Raw genomic sequence first — 12302 nt, 5'->3', positions numbered from 1 at the left:
CATGAACGGGCTGTCCACCGTCCTGATCGTCGTCGGCCTCTTCCTGGTCGGCGGCATCATCTCCTTCGCCAAGCAGCAGATGCCCAAGAGCCTCATCGTGCTGCTCTCCGTCAGTGCCGCGCTGTGCCTCGTCGCCGGCGTCTTGAGGCTGGAGGTGTGGAATTGACCACCAAGAGCGTCGTGGTCTTCGACTACGGCTTCGGCAACGTACGCTCCGCCGAGCGGGCCCTCGCCCGCGCCGGGGCCGACGTCGAGATCACCCGTGACTTCGACAAGGCCATGAACGCCGACGGGCTGCTCGTGCCCGGCGTCGGCGCCTTCGCCGCCTGCATGCAGGGCCTCACCGACGCCCGCGGCGACTGGATCATCGACCGGCGGCTGTCCGGCGAACGCCCCGTCATGGGCATCTGCGTCGGCATGCAGATCCTCTTCGCGCGCGGCATCGAGCACGGCGTCGAGGCGGAGGGCCTGGGCGAATGGCCGGGCTCGGTCGAGCCGCTGCAGGCCGACATCGTGCCCCACATGGGCTGGAACACCGTCGAGGCGGCCGGCGGCAGCGAGCTCTTCGCCGGCCTGGACGCCGACGCGCGCTTCTACTTCGTGCACTCCTACGCCGTGCACGAGTGGAGCTTCCAGACCGAGAACGCGCTGATGACCGCCCCCAAGGTCACCTGGTCGACGCACGGCAGGCCGTTCGTGGCCGCCGTGGAGAACGGCGCACTGTGGGCCACCCAGTTCCACCCCGAGAAGTCCGGCGACGCCGGCGCGCAGCTGCTCACCAACTGGATCGGAAGCCTGTAGAGACATGGCCAAGCTCGAACTCCTCCCCGCCGTCGACGTCCGCGACGGCCAGGCCGTCCGCCTCGTGCACGGCGAGTCCGGCACCGAGACCTCCTACGGCTCCCCGCTGGAGGCCGCCCTCGCCTGGCAGCGGTCCGGCGCCGAGTGGCTGCACCTGGTCGACCTGGACGCCGCGTTCGGCACCGGCGACAACCGCGAGCTGATCGCGGAGGTCGCGAAGGCCATGGACATCAAGGTCGAGCTGTCCGGCGGCATCCGCGACGACGCCTCCCTCGCCGCCGCGCTCGCCACCGGCTGCACCCGCGTCAACCTCGGCACGGCCGCCCTGGAGAGCCCCGAGTGGGTCGCCAAGGTGATAGCCGAGCACGGCGACAAGATCGCCGTCGGCCTGGACGTGCGCGGCACCACCCTGCGCGGTCGCGGCTGGACCCGCGACGGCGGTGACCTCTACGAGACGCTGGAGCGCCTCGACCAGGAGGGCTGCGCGCGGTACGTCGTCACCGACATCGCCAAGGACGGCACCCTCCAGGGCCCCAACCTGGAACTGCTGAAGAACGTCTGCGCGGTCACGGACCGCCCCGTCGTCGCCTCCGGCGGCGTGTCCTCGCTGGACGACCTGCGGGCCATCGCCGAGCTCGTTCCGCTCGGCGTCGAGGGCTCCATCGTCGGCAAGGCCCTGTACGCGAAGGCGTTCACGCTGGAGGAGGCCCTGGAGGCAGTGGCGTCATGACGTCCGAACCCGTGCGGCGCGTGCGGAGCGAAAGCCCCTGGGAGGAGTCCTTCGGGTTCGCACGCGCCGTCGCGGCCGGCGACCGCGTCCTGGTGGGCGGCACCACCGCCTTCCGGGGACCGACGCTGTACGGGGAGGGCGACCCGTACGAGCAGGCCAAGGTGGCCTTCGCCGGCGCGCTGGAGGCGATCGCCGCGTTCGGCCTCGGTCCGGAGTCGGTCGTCCGCACCCGGATGTACCTGAGCCACCAGCGGGACGTGGACGAGGTGGGCCGCGCCCACAAGGAGATCTTCGACCCGGTGCGCCCCATCACGACCCTGCTCGTCGTGGAGGGGTTCGTCGACCCCCGCATCCTGGTCGAAGTAGAGCTAGAGGCATACAGAGGAGCCGTGGATCAATGACCCTGGCGGTCCGAGTCATCCCCTGCCTGGACGTGGACAACGGCCGGGTCGTCAAGGGCGTCAACTTCCAGAACCTGCGCGACGCGGGCGACCCCGTCGAGATGGCCAAGGTGTACGACGCCGAGGGCGCCGACGAGCTGACGTTCCTGGACATCACCGCCTCCTCGGGCAACCGGGAGACGACGTACGACGTGGTGCGCCGCACCGCCGAGCAGGTGTTCATCCCGCTGACCGTCGGCGGCGGCGTCCGCACCGCGGAGGACGTGGACAGGCTGCTGCGCGCCGGAGCCGACAAGGTCGGCGTCAACACGGCGGCCATCGCCCGCCCGGACCTCATCCGGGAGATCGCCGAACGCTTCGGCCGCCAGGTGCTCGTCCTCTCCGTCGACGCGCGCCGCACCCCCGAGGGCACCTTCGAGGTCACCACCCACGGCGGCCGTGAGGGAACCGGCATCGACGCCGTGGAGTGGGCGCACCGCGCGGCCGAGCTGGGCGCCGGCGAGATCCTGCTGAACTCGATGGACGCGGACGGCACCAAGGACGGCTACGACCTGCAGATGATCCGGGCCGTGCGCAAGCACGTGACGATCCCGGTGATCGCCTCCGGCGGCGCCGGCAAGCTCGCCGACTTCACCCCCGCCGTCGAGGCGGGCGCCGACGCGGTGCTGGCGGCATCGGTGTTCCACTTCGGCGACCTCAGGATCGGCCAGGTCAAGGACGCGCTGCGAGGCGCCGGGCACCCGGTGCGCTGACCCGGCCTGATCGACAGGACACCCCTCAGATCCCGAGCTGCTTCGTCTCGTACAGCTTGGCGATCGCGTCCTTGTCGCCGTCCAGCTCGACCTTCGCGGCGCTCTGCCGGCCGTAGGCGAAGAGCAGCAGCTCCGAGGGGTCGCCGGTCACCGTGACCACCGGGGTGCCGCGGTGGGCGACCACCGTCTGGCCGTCGGGGCGGCGCAGCACCAGGCCCGTGGGGGCGCCCCGGCCCATCAGGCGGGCGACGCGCTCCAGGCGGGACCACAGCGTGTCCTGGAAGACCGGGTCCAGCTCGCGCGGCGTCCAGTCCGGCTGCGCCCGGCGCACGTCCTCCGTGTGGATGTAGAACTCGATGGTGTTCCACGCCTCGTCGATCTGCTTGAGCTGGAAGGGCGAGAAGCGCGGCGGGCCGGTCCGGATGAGCTGGAGCAGCTCCTCGTACGGCTTCGCCGCGAACTCCTCCATCGCCTTGTCCACGCGTGGCCCCAGCTGCTTGATCAGCAGGGCGGCGGCCGCGTCGGGCCGGCGCTCGCGCACCACCACGTGCGCCGCGAGATCACGGGTCAGCCAGCCCTCGCAGAGCGTCGGGGCCTCGGGGCCCTCGGCCTCCAAGAGGTCGGCGAGGAGGAGTCGTTCACGCTGTGCGAAGGTCGACATACTGTCAGCCTACGACCACGTACCGGGTCCGCCCAGTGGACGCCGCCCGGAACAGCCGGTGGCGCGCGGCACAATGGCAGACATGACCACGAGCACGCCCCGCACGCCCAGTGGGCTGGACCCCGAGATCGCCGCACGCCTCAAGCGCAGCGCGGACGGGCTCCTGCCCGCCATCGCCCAGCAGTACGACACCCGCGAGGTGCTGATGCTCGGCTGGATGGACGACGAGGCGCTGCATCGCACGCTGACCACCGGCCGCTGCACCTACTGGTCGCGCAGCCGCCGGGAGTACTGGGTCAAGGGCGACACCTCGGGTCACGTCCAATGGGTGAAGTCGGTCGCCCTGGACTGCGACGCCGACACGCTCCTCGTCCAGGTCGACCAGGTCGGCGCCGCCTGCCACACCGGCGCCCGGACGTGCTTCGACGCGGACGTGCTCGTCGGCGACGCCGGTTCCGGCGCGGCCGCCGCGGATCAGTAGGGTCGGCGGCCATGGACCTCGAGACGTTCCGCAAGCTGGCCACCGACCGGCGGGTCATCCCGGTCACCCGCAAGCTCCTCGCCGACGGCGACACCCCCGTCGCGCTCTACCGCAAGCTGGCCGCCGAACGCCCCGGCACCTTCCTGCTGGAGTCCGCGGAGAACGGCCGCTCCTGGTCCCGGTACTCCTTCGTGGGCGTGCGCTCCGCGGCCACGCTCACCGAGCGCGACGGCCACACCCACTGGCTCGGCACCCCGCCGGTCGGCGTCCCCGTGGACGGCGACCCGCTCGCCGCCCTGCGCGCCACCGTCGAGACCCTGCACACCCCTCACCAGGAGGGCCTGCCGCCCTTCACCGGCGGCATGGTCGGCTACCTCGGCTACGACATCGTGCGCCGCCTGGAGAAGCTCGGCCCCGGCGGACGCGACGACCTGCGGCTGCCCGAGCTGACCATGCTGCTCACCAGCGACCTCGCCGTCATGGACCACTGGGAGGGCTCGGTCCTGCTGATCGCCAACGCGATCAACCACAACGACCTCGACACCGGCGTCGACGAGGCGTACGCCGACGCCGTCGCCCGCCTGGACGCCATGCAGGCGGACCTCATCCGCCCGGTCGCCCAGCCGCCCGCCGTCCTGCCGCCCTCGGAGCTGCCCGAGTACACCGCGCTGTGGGGCGGCGAGGACTTCCAGGCCGCCGTCGAGGACATCAAGGAGCGCATCCGGGCCGGCGAGGCGTTCCAGGTCGTCCCCTCCCAGCGCTTCGAGACGCCGTGCACCGCGAGCGCCCTGGACGTGTACCGGGTGCTCCGGGCGACCAACCCGTCGCCGTACATGTACCTGTTCCGCTTCGACGGGTTCGACGTCGTCGGCTCCTCGCCGGAAGCCCTCGTCAAGGTCGAGGACGGCCGGGCCATGGTGCACCCGATCGCCGGGACCCGGTGGCGGGGGGCGACCCCGCAGGAGGACCAGGCCCTCGCCGACGAGCTGCTCGCCGACCCCAAGGAGCGCGCCGAGCACCTGATGCTGGTCGACCTGGGGCGCAACGACCTCGGACGGGTCTGCGAGCCCGGTTCCGTCGAGGTCGTCGACTTCATGTCCGTCGAGCGCTACTCCCACGTCATGCACATCGTCTCGACGGTCACCGGTCGCGTCGCGCCGGGCCGCACCGCCTTCGACGTGCTGACGGCCTGCTTCCCGGCCGGCACCCTCTCCGGTGCGCCCAAGCCCCGCGCGATGCAGATCATCGACGAACTCGAACCGTCCCGGCGCGGCCTGTACGGCGGCTGCGTCGGCTACCTCGACTTCGCCGGCGACTCCGACACCGCCATCGCCATCCGCACGGCCCTGCTGCGCGACGGCACCGCCTACGTCCAGGCCGGCGCGGGCATCGTCGCCGACTCCGACCCCGTCGCCGAGGACACCGAGTGCCGCAACAAGGCGGCCGCCGTCCTGCGCGCCGTGCACACCGCGAACCGGCTGTCCTGAGCCCCCGGGCGGCCACGTGGCGTCAGTCACCCGAACCCCGGGTCCCCGCCCGGGCGGGGTTCGGGTGATAGTGGAGTACGTGACTGCTGTTCCTCACTCCCGTTCCGAAGCCCCGGGCTCCGCCCGCGCGGGCCGTCTGAGTCTGGCCCTCGCCCTGCTGAGCGGGGCGCTCGGCGCGGCCGTGGCCCTGCTCGCCACCCGGCAGCGCTGGTCGGAGGGCACCGCCGCGGTGGCGGGCGGCTCCTTCCCCCTCACCGCAAAGGGCAGCGACGTCACCGGCGTGCCCGCGGCCCTGGCGATAGTCGGGCTGGCCGCGCTCGTCGCCGTCTTCGCCGTGCGCCGGGCCGGCCGCGTCCTGGTCGCCGCCCTGCTCGCGCTCTCCGGCGCCGGTACCGTCGTCGCCGCCCTGCTGGGCGCCTCGGACAGCTCCGCGCTGGACGAGCAGGCCGCCCGGGCCTCCGGCGACACCGCCGCCACCGTCGAGTCCCTCACCCACACCGCCTGGCCGTACGCCGCCGCGGCCGGCGGCGCCCTGATCCTGCTGGCCGGACTCCTGGCCCTGCGCTACGGCCGGATCTGGCCCGGCATGTCCGGCCGCTACGAGCGGAACGGCGCACCGCGCCCGCGCCCCACGGCCCGCCCCGCCGACCCCGACCGTCCCGAGGAGATCTGGAAGGCTCTCGACCGGGGCGAGGACCCCACCGGAGCCTGACGTCCGCCGCCGCGACCCCCGATGACCGCACGCGCGCGCGTGCGGGACAATGACGGGGAGCGACCGGCTCACCCCACGTACGACACGTACACGGCAACGAGGAGCAAGCAATGGCGGGCAACAGCCACGGTCACACTTTGGCCGCCTGGACCGGTGTCACGATCGCCTTCATCGGGTTCTGCGTGGCGGGCGCCTTCATGGTGATGGCCCAGCCGGCGGGTTTCTGGGCCGGTATGGGCATCGTGGTCCTCGGCGGTATCGTCGGCTGGCTCATGAGCTCCATGGGGCTGGGCCAGCCCAAGGACGCCCACGAGCCGTACCTCACCACGGAGGAGCGCCAGGCGGCCGGCGCCAAGGGCTGAGCACCGCGTGACGCACCGAGGGGCGACCCCGCACCGATGGAGTGCCCGGGGGCGCCCCTCACGCCTGTCCGGGGCACAATGCTCGACGTGGACACCGACAGCCGCAGGACGCCGGCGACCGGCGCGGCCGCCCTCGCCCGCCGCGTGGCCGTCCCGGCGGGCGTGCTCGCGGCCGTCGCCGGGGCCTTCGCGTACGTCGGCGCGGTCGACCCCGGTCAACCGGGCCACTACCCCGCCTGCCCCCTCCTGCAGTACACCGGGATCTTCTGCCCGGGCTGCGGCGGGCTGCGCAGCGCGCACGCCGTCGTGCACGGCGACCTCGCGGCGGCGCTCCAGGACAACGCGCTCGCGGTGGCCGGCTACGCGCTCTTCGCCGTGCTGTGGACCGTCTGGGTGATCCGTTCCGTACGGGGCCGCCCGCTGCGGATCGACCTCGCGCCGGCGCACCTGTGGGCGGTGGGCGCCCTGACCCTGGTGTTCACCGTTGTCCGGAACTCGCCGTTCGGTGGCCTGCTGCACCCTTGAACAACCGGTGGACGTCCAGGTACTGGGACCGGCGTCAACCGGATGCGGGGCCTCGGCCCGCCTCCGGATACCATCGCAGTGACCATCGGTTTTGAACCGCTTTCTCAGCCAACCGTCTGGAAGGGGGCCGCTCGCGTGAGTGTGCTCGACGAGATCATCGACGGAGTCCGTGCCGACCTCGCGGAGCGGCAGGCGCGCGTCAGCCTCGACGAGCTCAAGGAGCGCGCGGCGAAGGCCCCCGCGGCCAAGGACGGTGTCGCGGCGCTCCGCGGCGACGGCGTCAAGGTCATCTGCGAGGTCAAGCGCTCCAGCCCGTCCAAGGGCGCGCTGGCCGCGATCGCCGACCCGGCCGGGCTCGCCGCGGACTACGAGGCGGGCGGCGCGGCCGTCATCTCCGTCCTCACCGAGCAGCGCCGCTTCGGCGGCTCGCTGGCCGACCTGGAGGCCGTCCGCGCCCGCGTGGACATCCCGGTCCTGCGCAAGGACTTCATCGTCACCTCGTACCAGCTGTGGGAGGCCCGCGCGTACGGCGCCGACCTCGCCCTGCTGATCGTCGCGGCCCTCGACCAGTCCGCCCTGGAGTCCCTCATCGAGCGCGCCGCGTCCATCGGGCTCACCCCGCTCGTCGAGGTGCACGACGAGGACGAGGTCGACCGCGCGGTCGACGCCGGCGCCAAGATCATCGGTGTCAACGCCCGGAACCTGAAGACCCTGGAGGTCGACCGGGGCACCTTCGAGCGTCTCGCGCCCGAGATCCCGGACACCCTCGTCAAGGTCGCCGAGTCCGGCGTCCGCGGCCCGCACGACCTCATCGCGTACGCCAACGCCGGCGCCGACGCGGTCCTGGTCGGCGAGTCCCTGGTCACCGGCAAGGACCCGAAGACCGCGGTCTCCGACCTGGTGGCGGCGGGCGAGCACCCGGCACTGCGGCACGGCCGTGGCTGAGCCCCGATAGGATCCCCCCGATGACGCCCACGACCACCACCACGGACCGGTACGCCCGCCTCGCGCGCGGCTGCCGCCCCCGTGGCTGCCGCGCGCCCGCCCGCCGGGTCCACGGCCGTCGTGTGCGCTACGTCATCGGAGACGAGCCCGGGCAGGTCAACGGCCGCCGATGGCAGCGCCCCGTCAGGGGCGCGGGGCTCCCTTCGACGTGCGGCCACCGCCGCGCGGGCGCGACCGGCCACGATGGCGTCGCGGTCGACTGACCATCCCCGCCCCCACGGCGATCAGTGCTGTTCACACACCACTCACCGTGAGGTTTCCGCATGCCCAGCGACTTCTTCATCCCCGACCCGGAGGGTCAGGTCCCCAGCCCCGAGGGCTACTTCGGCGCGTTCGGCGGCAAGTTCATCCCGGAGGCCCTCGTCGCCGCCGTGGACGAGGTGGCCGTCGAGTACGACAAGGCCAAGCACGACCCCGAGTTCGCCCGTGAGCTCGACGACCTGCTGGTGAACTACACCGGCCGCCCCAGCGCGCTGACCGAGGTCCCGCGGTTCGCCGCGGAGGCGGGCGGCGCCCGCGTCTTCCTCAAGCGCGAGGACCTCAACCACACCGGCTCGCACAAGATCAACAACGTGCTGGGCCAGGCCCTGCTCACCAGGCGCATGGGCAAGACCCGGGTCATCGCCGAGACCGGCGCGGGCCAGCACGGCGTCGCGACCGCGACGGCCTGCGCCCTGTTCGGCCTCGACTGCACGATCTACATGGGTGAGATCGACACCCAGCGCCAGGCGCTCAACGTGGCCCGGATGCGCATGCTCGGCGCCGAGGTCATCGCCGTGAAGTCCGGCAGCCGCACCCTCAAGGACGCCATCAACGAGGCGTTCCGCGACTGGGTCGCCAACGTCGACCGCACCCACTACCTGTTCGGCACCGTCGCCGGTCCGCACCCCTTCCCCGCCATGGTCCGCGACTTCCACCGGGTCATCGGCGTCGAGGCCCGCCGCCAGATCCTGGAGCGCGCCGGACGCCTGCCCGACGCGGCCGTCGCCTGCGTCGGCGGCGGCTCCAACGCCATCGGCCTCTTCCACGCCTTCATCCCGGACGCCTCCGTCCGCCTGATCGGCTGCGAGCCGGCCGGTCACGGCGTGGAGACCGGCGAGCACGCGGCCACCCTCACCGCCGGCGAGCCCGGCATCCTGCACGGCTCCCGCTCCTACGTCCTCCAGGACGACGAGGGCCAGATCACCGAGCCGTACTCCATCTCGGCCGGCCTGGACTACCCGGGCATCGGCCCCGAGCACTCCTACCTCAAGGACAGCGGACGCGGCGAGTACCGCGCGGTCACCGACGACGCCGCCATGCAGGCCCTGCGCCTGCTGTCGCGCACCGAGGGCATCATCCCGGCCATCGAGAGCGCCCACGCCCTCGCCGGAGCCCTGGAGGTCGGCAAGGAGCTCGGCAAGGACGGGCTGATCATCGTCAACCTGTCCGGCCGGGGCGACAAGGACATGGACACCGCCGCCCGCTACTTCGGGCTGTACGACGAGGGCACCGACGCCGAGGTCCCGGCCGACGCCGCCGACACCGCCGAGATCGAGGGGGACGCCCGATGAGCGGGAACATCCAGCTGCTGTCGGACACCCTCGCGGCCGCCGGGGCCGAGGGCCGGTCCGCGCTGATCGCCTACCTGCCGGCCGGCTTCCCGACCGTGGACGGCGGCATCGCGGCGGTCAAGGCCGCCCTGGAGGGCGGCGCCGACGTCGTGGAGGTCGGCCTGCCGCACAGCGACCCCGTGCTCGACGGCCCGGTCATCCAGACCGCCGACGACATCGCCCTGCGCGGCGGGGTGAGGATCGCCGACGTGATGCGCACGGTCCGCGAGGCCCACGCGGCCACCGGGAAGCCGATCCTCGTCATGACGTACTGGAACCCCATCGACCGCTACGGCGTCGAGCGGTTCACCGCCGAGCTGGCCGAGGCGGGCGGCGCCGGCTGCATCCTGCCCGACCTGCCCGTCCAGGAGTCGGCGCTGTGGCGGGAGCACGCCGACAAGCACGGTCTGGCGACCGTGTTCGTCGTGGCGCCGAGCAGCAAGGACGCGCGGCTCGCCGAGATCACCGCGGCCGGCAGCGGCTTCGTGTACGCCGCCTCCCTGATGGGTGTCACCGGCACCCGCGCGTCCGTCGGCGCGCAGGCGCACGAGCTGGTCGAGCGCACCCGGGCCACCGGCACCGATCTGCCCGTCTGCGTCGGCCTGGGCGTCTCCGACGCCGAGCAGGCGGCCGAGGTCGCCGGGTTCGCGGACGGCGTGATCGTCGGCTCGGCCTTCGTCAAGCGGATGCTGGACGCGCCGGACGACGCGGCCGGTGTCGAGGCCGTCCGGGCCCTCGCCGGCGAACTGGCGGAGGGCGTGCGCCGGCGGCGGGCGTAGCCGGTACCCGCGCGGGCGCGGGACATCGTCGGAAGGAGGGCCTTCCGTACGAGTCGCCCGAACGGGTGGACCTGGGACCGGGGAGGCGCGGTGCGCCTCCCCGGTTCGTTTCTGCGGTTGTGAGCGAAAAGAATCGTGACGCAAAGCGGACCGCCCGGGAGCGGCTGGCGGTCGAGCGGGAGAAGCAGAAGGCGGCGGACCGGCGGCGCCGCACGCTGATCGTGGGCGCGAGCGTCGTCTGCGTGCTGGGCCTCGCCGCCGTGATCGGGGTCGTCGCGGCCAACGCCGGCAAGGACAGCGGCAGCGACGCCGGGCCGGTCGTCGGCCCCTCCGGAGCCCAGGGCAAGGACGGGCTCGCCATTCCGGTCGGCAAGGAGAGCGCCCCCTCGACGCTGACGGTCTGGGAGGACTTCCGCTGCCCGGCCTGCAAGTCCTTCGAGGACGCCTACCGCTCGACGATCCACGGGCTGACCGGCTCCGGCGAGCTCAAGGTCGAGTACCACCTGGCGACGATCATCGACGGCAACATGGGCGGCACCGGCTCCCGCAACGCGGCGAACGCCGCGGCCTGCGCCCAGGACGCCGGGAAGTTCGTCGCGTACCACGACGTGCTGTACCGCAACCAGCCGCCGGAGGCCGACGACGCCTTCGCGGAGAACGGCACGCTGCTGAAGCTCGCGGCCAAGGTGGACGGCCTGGACACGCCCGCCTTCCGCAAGTGTGTCGAGGACGGCACGCACAACAGCTGGGTGGAGAAGTCCAACGACGCCTTCAAGACGGGCGGCTTCAGCGGCACGCCCACGGTGCTGCTCAACGGCAAGAACATCTACCAGGACCAGACCATGACACCGGCCAAGCTCAAGCAGATGGTGGAGGCGAACGCCAAGGGCTGAGCGCCCGTACGGGCGCGGCCTGTTATGGACCCGTAGCCGGGCAGCCCGACATCGGTGCCGCCCGGCAGGGTAGCGTCGACCTTGCCATGGAACTTGCCTACATTCCCAGCCCGTCGCGCGGGGTGATCCACCTCGGACCCATTCCGCTGCGCGGCTACGCCTTCTGCATCATCATCGGTGTCTTCGTAGCCGTCTGGCTCGGCAACAAGCGCTGGATCGCCCGGGGCGGGCGCGCCGGCACGGTCGCGGACATCGCGGTCTGGGCCGTCCCGTTCGGCCTGGTCGGCGGTCGCCTCTACCACGTGATCACGGACTACGAGCTGTACTTCAGCGAGGGCCGTGACTGGGTGGACGCCTTCAAGATCTGGGAGGGCGGTCTCGGCATCTGGGGCGCGATCGCGCTCGGCGCGCTGGGCGCGTGGATCGGCTGCCGCCGCCGTGGCATCCCGTTGCCCGCGTACGCCGACGCCGTCGCCCCCGGCATCGCCCTCGCGCAGGCGCTCGGCCGGTGGGGCAACTGGTTCAACCAGGAGCTGTACGGCCGCCGCACCGACGTGCCGTGGGCGCTGGAGATCACGTCCTCCACGGACGGGCGGGTGCCGGGCACCTACCACCCGACGTTCCTGTACGAGTCCCTGTGGTGCGTCGGCGTCGCCGTGCTGGTGATCTGGGCCGACCGCCGCTTCAAGATGGGCCACGGCCGGGCGTTCGCCCTGTACGTCGCCGCGTACTGTGCCGGCCGGTTCTGGGTCGAGTACATGCGGGTCGACGACGCCCACCACATCCTCGGCCTGCGGCTGAACAACTGGACCGCGCTGCTGGTCTTCGTGCTCGCCGTGGTCTACATCGTGGTGTCGGCGAGGAAGCGGCCCGGCCGTGAGGCCGTCGTCGAGCCCGGTGCGGCCGACGGCGACTCGGGCGACGCGTCCGGTGAGAAGAAGACGGACACGGACGCCGACACCGACGGCGGGAAGACGTCCGAGGCGGACGCCGGGACCGAGACCGAGACCGAGACCGAGGACGCTGCCGAGGACACCAAGGAGTCGCGCGACGAGGCGGAGTCGGCCCGCAAGGGCTGACCCCTGCCCGTCACACCACGAAGGGCGCCCCGGGGCCCCGGC

General features: G+C 72.6%; 17 protein-coding genes. 16 read left to right on the top strand and 1 reads right to left on the bottom strand.

The genetic code is table 11. The features are described from left to right. Nucleotide 1: 1 nt before the first annotated feature. The 5 genes from ACFRAC_RS13770 to hisF are packed head-to-tail and all read left to right on the top strand — an operon-like array spanning nt 2 to nt 2684. Nucleotides 2-166: a hypothetical protein gene (locus tag ACFRAC_RS13770; RefSeq protein WP_382924085.1), complete on the top strand. Its 165-nt coding sequence runs from the start codon at nt 2-4 to the stop codon at nt 164-166. After that, on the top strand, nt 157-801 hold the full coding sequence (gene hisH, locus ACFRAC_RS13765) for an imidazole glycerol phosphate synthase subunit HisH (RefSeq protein ID WP_382924084.1): 645 nt from the start codon (nt 157-159) through the stop codon (nt 799-801). Before ACFRAC_RS13770 ends, hisH begins: the two co-directional genes overlap by 10 nt. 4 nt (nt 802-805) lie before the next feature. After that, nucleotides 806-1531, top strand: coding sequence for a bifunctional 1-(5-phosphoribosyl)-5-((5-phosphoribosylamino)methylideneamino)imidazole-4-carboxamide isomerase/phosphoribosylanthranilate isomerase PriA (gene priA, locus ACFRAC_RS13760; protein WP_382924083.1), 726 nt, complete (start codon nt 806-808; stop codon nt 1529-1531). After that, complete coding sequence (locus ACFRAC_RS13755; protein ID WP_361342819.1) at nt 1528-1932, top strand: RidA family protein; 405 nt, start codon at nt 1528-1530, stop codon at nt 1930-1932. Before priA ends, ACFRAC_RS13755 begins: the two co-directional genes overlap by 4 nt. Next, nucleotides 1929-2684 carry an imidazole glycerol phosphate synthase subunit HisF gene (gene hisF, locus ACFRAC_RS13750; protein ID WP_382924082.1) on the top strand — a complete coding sequence of 252 codons (756 nt, stop codon included), beginning with the start codon at nt 1929-1931 and terminating at the stop codon, nt 2682-2684. The genes ACFRAC_RS13755 and hisF overlap by 4 nt, the downstream gene beginning before the upstream one ends. A 25-nt stretch (nt 2685-2709) precedes the next feature. Here hisF and ACFRAC_RS13745 read toward each other — a convergent pair whose 3' ends face one another. Continuing rightward, on the bottom strand, nt 2710-3345 hold the full coding sequence (locus ACFRAC_RS13745; RefSeq protein ID WP_382924081.1) for a TIGR03085 family metal-binding protein: 636 nt from the start codon (nt 3343-3345) through the stop codon (nt 2710-2712). Between the two features lie 73 nt (nt 3346-3418). Between ACFRAC_RS13745 and hisI the strand changes: the two genes are divergently transcribed. From hisI to lgt, 11 genes are all read left to right on the top strand, one after another. Then, nucleotides 3419-3826 (top strand): phosphoribosyl-AMP cyclohydrolase, encoded by a 408-nt coding sequence (gene hisI / locus ACFRAC_RS13740; protein ID WP_382924080.1) that lies wholly within the window; start codon nt 3419-3421, stop codon nt 3824-3826. A gap of 11 nt (nt 3827-3837) precedes the next feature. Then, nucleotides 3838-5313 carry an anthranilate synthase component I gene (locus tag ACFRAC_RS13735; RefSeq protein WP_382924079.1) on the top strand — a complete coding sequence of 492 codons (1476 nt, stop codon included), beginning with the start codon at nt 3838-3840 and terminating at the stop codon, nt 5311-5313. A 70-nt stretch (nt 5314-5383) separates the two neighbouring features. Beyond that, nucleotides 5384-6025 carry a TIGR02234 family membrane protein gene (locus ACFRAC_RS13730; protein ID WP_382924078.1) on the top strand — a complete coding sequence of 214 codons (642 nt, stop codon included), beginning with the start codon at nt 5384-5386 and terminating at the stop codon, nt 6023-6025. Nucleotides 6026-6135: 110 nt separating this feature from the next. Next, nucleotides 6136-6387, top strand: a complete 252-nt coding sequence (locus ACFRAC_RS13725; RefSeq protein WP_382924077.1) for an HGxxPAAW family protein — start codon at nt 6136-6138, stop codon at nt 6385-6387. A 78-nt stretch (nt 6388-6465) separates the two neighbouring features. Further along, the gene (locus ACFRAC_RS13720) at nt 6466-6912 is read left to right on the top strand and encodes a DUF2752 domain-containing protein (protein ID WP_382924076.1); all 447 of its coding nucleotides are present in this window, start codon (nt 6466-6468) and stop codon (nt 6910-6912) included. A 135-nt stretch (nt 6913-7047) separates the two neighbouring features. After that, nucleotides 7048-7857: an indole-3-glycerol phosphate synthase TrpC gene (gene trpC, locus ACFRAC_RS13715; protein WP_382924075.1), complete on the top strand. Its 810-nt coding sequence runs from the start codon at nt 7048-7050 to the stop codon at nt 7855-7857. 20 nt (nt 7858-7877) lie between these two features. Then, nucleotides 7878-8120 (top strand): tryptophan biosynthesis modulator TrpM, encoded by a 243-nt coding sequence (gene trpM / locus ACFRAC_RS13710; RefSeq protein ID WP_382924074.1) that lies wholly within the window; start codon nt 7878-7880, stop codon nt 8118-8120. A gap of 60 nt (nt 8121-8180) precedes the next feature. After that, complete coding sequence (gene trpB / locus ACFRAC_RS13705) at nt 8181-9470, top strand: tryptophan synthase subunit beta (RefSeq protein WP_382924073.1); 1290 nt, start codon at nt 8181-8183, stop codon at nt 9468-9470. Further along, nucleotides 9467-10288 carry a tryptophan synthase subunit alpha gene (gene trpA, locus ACFRAC_RS13700; protein ID WP_382924072.1) on the top strand — a complete coding sequence of 274 codons (822 nt, stop codon included), beginning with the start codon at nt 9467-9469 and terminating at the stop codon, nt 10286-10288. The genes trpB and trpA overlap by 4 nt, the downstream gene beginning before the upstream one ends. Before the next feature lie 119 nt (nt 10289-10407). Beyond that, nucleotides 10408-11181: a DsbA family protein gene (locus ACFRAC_RS13695; protein ID WP_382924071.1), complete on the top strand. Its 774-nt coding sequence runs from the start codon at nt 10408-10410 to the stop codon at nt 11179-11181. Nucleotides 11182-11267: 86 nt separating this feature from the next. After that, nucleotides 11268-12260, top strand: coding sequence for a prolipoprotein diacylglyceryl transferase (gene lgt / locus ACFRAC_RS13690; RefSeq protein ID WP_382924070.1), 993 nt, complete (start codon nt 11268-11270; stop codon nt 12258-12260). Nucleotides 12261-12302: the final 42 nt, after the last annotated feature.

The organism is Streptomyces sp. NPDC056628 (assembly GCF_042792555.1).
Taxonomy (GTDB): domain Bacteria; phylum Actinomycetota; class Actinomycetes; order Streptomycetales; family Streptomycetaceae; genus Streptomyces.
The sequence above is the reverse complement of the archived record's forward strand: the minus strand, read 5'-3'. Positions and strand labels throughout refer to the sequence as shown.

Excerpts from the sequence above, each read along its gene's own strand:
- trpM (WP_382924074.1), top strand. The coding sequence starts at position 7,878 with ATGACGCCCACGACCACCACCACGGACCGGTACGCCCGCCTCGCGCGC.
- priA (WP_382924083.1), top strand. The coding sequence starts at position 806 with ATGGCCAAGCTCGAACTCCTCCCCGCCGTCGACGTCCGCGACGGCCAG.
- ACFRAC_RS13725 (WP_382924077.1), top strand. The coding sequence starts at position 6,136 with ATGGCGGGCAACAGCCACGGTCACACTTTGGCCGCCTGGACCGGTGTC.
- hisI (WP_382924080.1), top strand. The coding sequence starts at position 3,419 with ATGGCAGACATGACCACGAGCACGCCCCGCACGCCCAGTGGGCTGGAC.
- hisF (WP_382924082.1), top strand. The coding sequence starts at position 1,929 with ATGACCCTGGCGGTCCGAGTCATCCCCTGCCTGGACGTGGACAACGGC.
- ACFRAC_RS13745 (WP_382924081.1), bottom strand. The coding sequence starts at position 3,345 with ATGTCGACCTTCGCACAGCGTGAACGACTCCTCCTCGCCGACCTCTTG.
- ACFRAC_RS13720 (WP_382924076.1), top strand. The coding sequence starts at position 6,466 with ATGCTCGACGTGGACACCGACAGCCGCAGGACGCCGGCGACCGGCGCG.
- trpB (WP_382924073.1), top strand. The coding sequence starts at position 8,181 with ATGCCCAGCGACTTCTTCATCCCCGACCCGGAGGGTCAGGTCCCCAGC.
- trpA (WP_382924072.1), top strand. The coding sequence starts at position 9,467 with ATGAGCGGGAACATCCAGCTGCTGTCGGACACCCTCGCGGCCGCCGGG.
- lgt (WP_382924070.1), top strand. The coding sequence starts at position 11,268 with ATGGAACTTGCCTACATTCCCAGCCCGTCGCGCGGGGTGATCCACCTC.
- ACFRAC_RS13770 (WP_382924085.1), top strand. The coding sequence starts at position 2 with ATGAACGGGCTGTCCACCGTCCTGATCGTCGTCGGCCTCTTCCTGGTC.
- ACFRAC_RS13735 (WP_382924079.1), top strand. The coding sequence starts at position 3,838 with ATGGACCTCGAGACGTTCCGCAAGCTGGCCACCGACCGGCGGGTCATC.
- ACFRAC_RS13755 (WP_361342819.1), top strand. The coding sequence starts at position 1,528 with ATGACGTCCGAACCCGTGCGGCGCGTGCGGAGCGAAAGCCCCTGGGAG.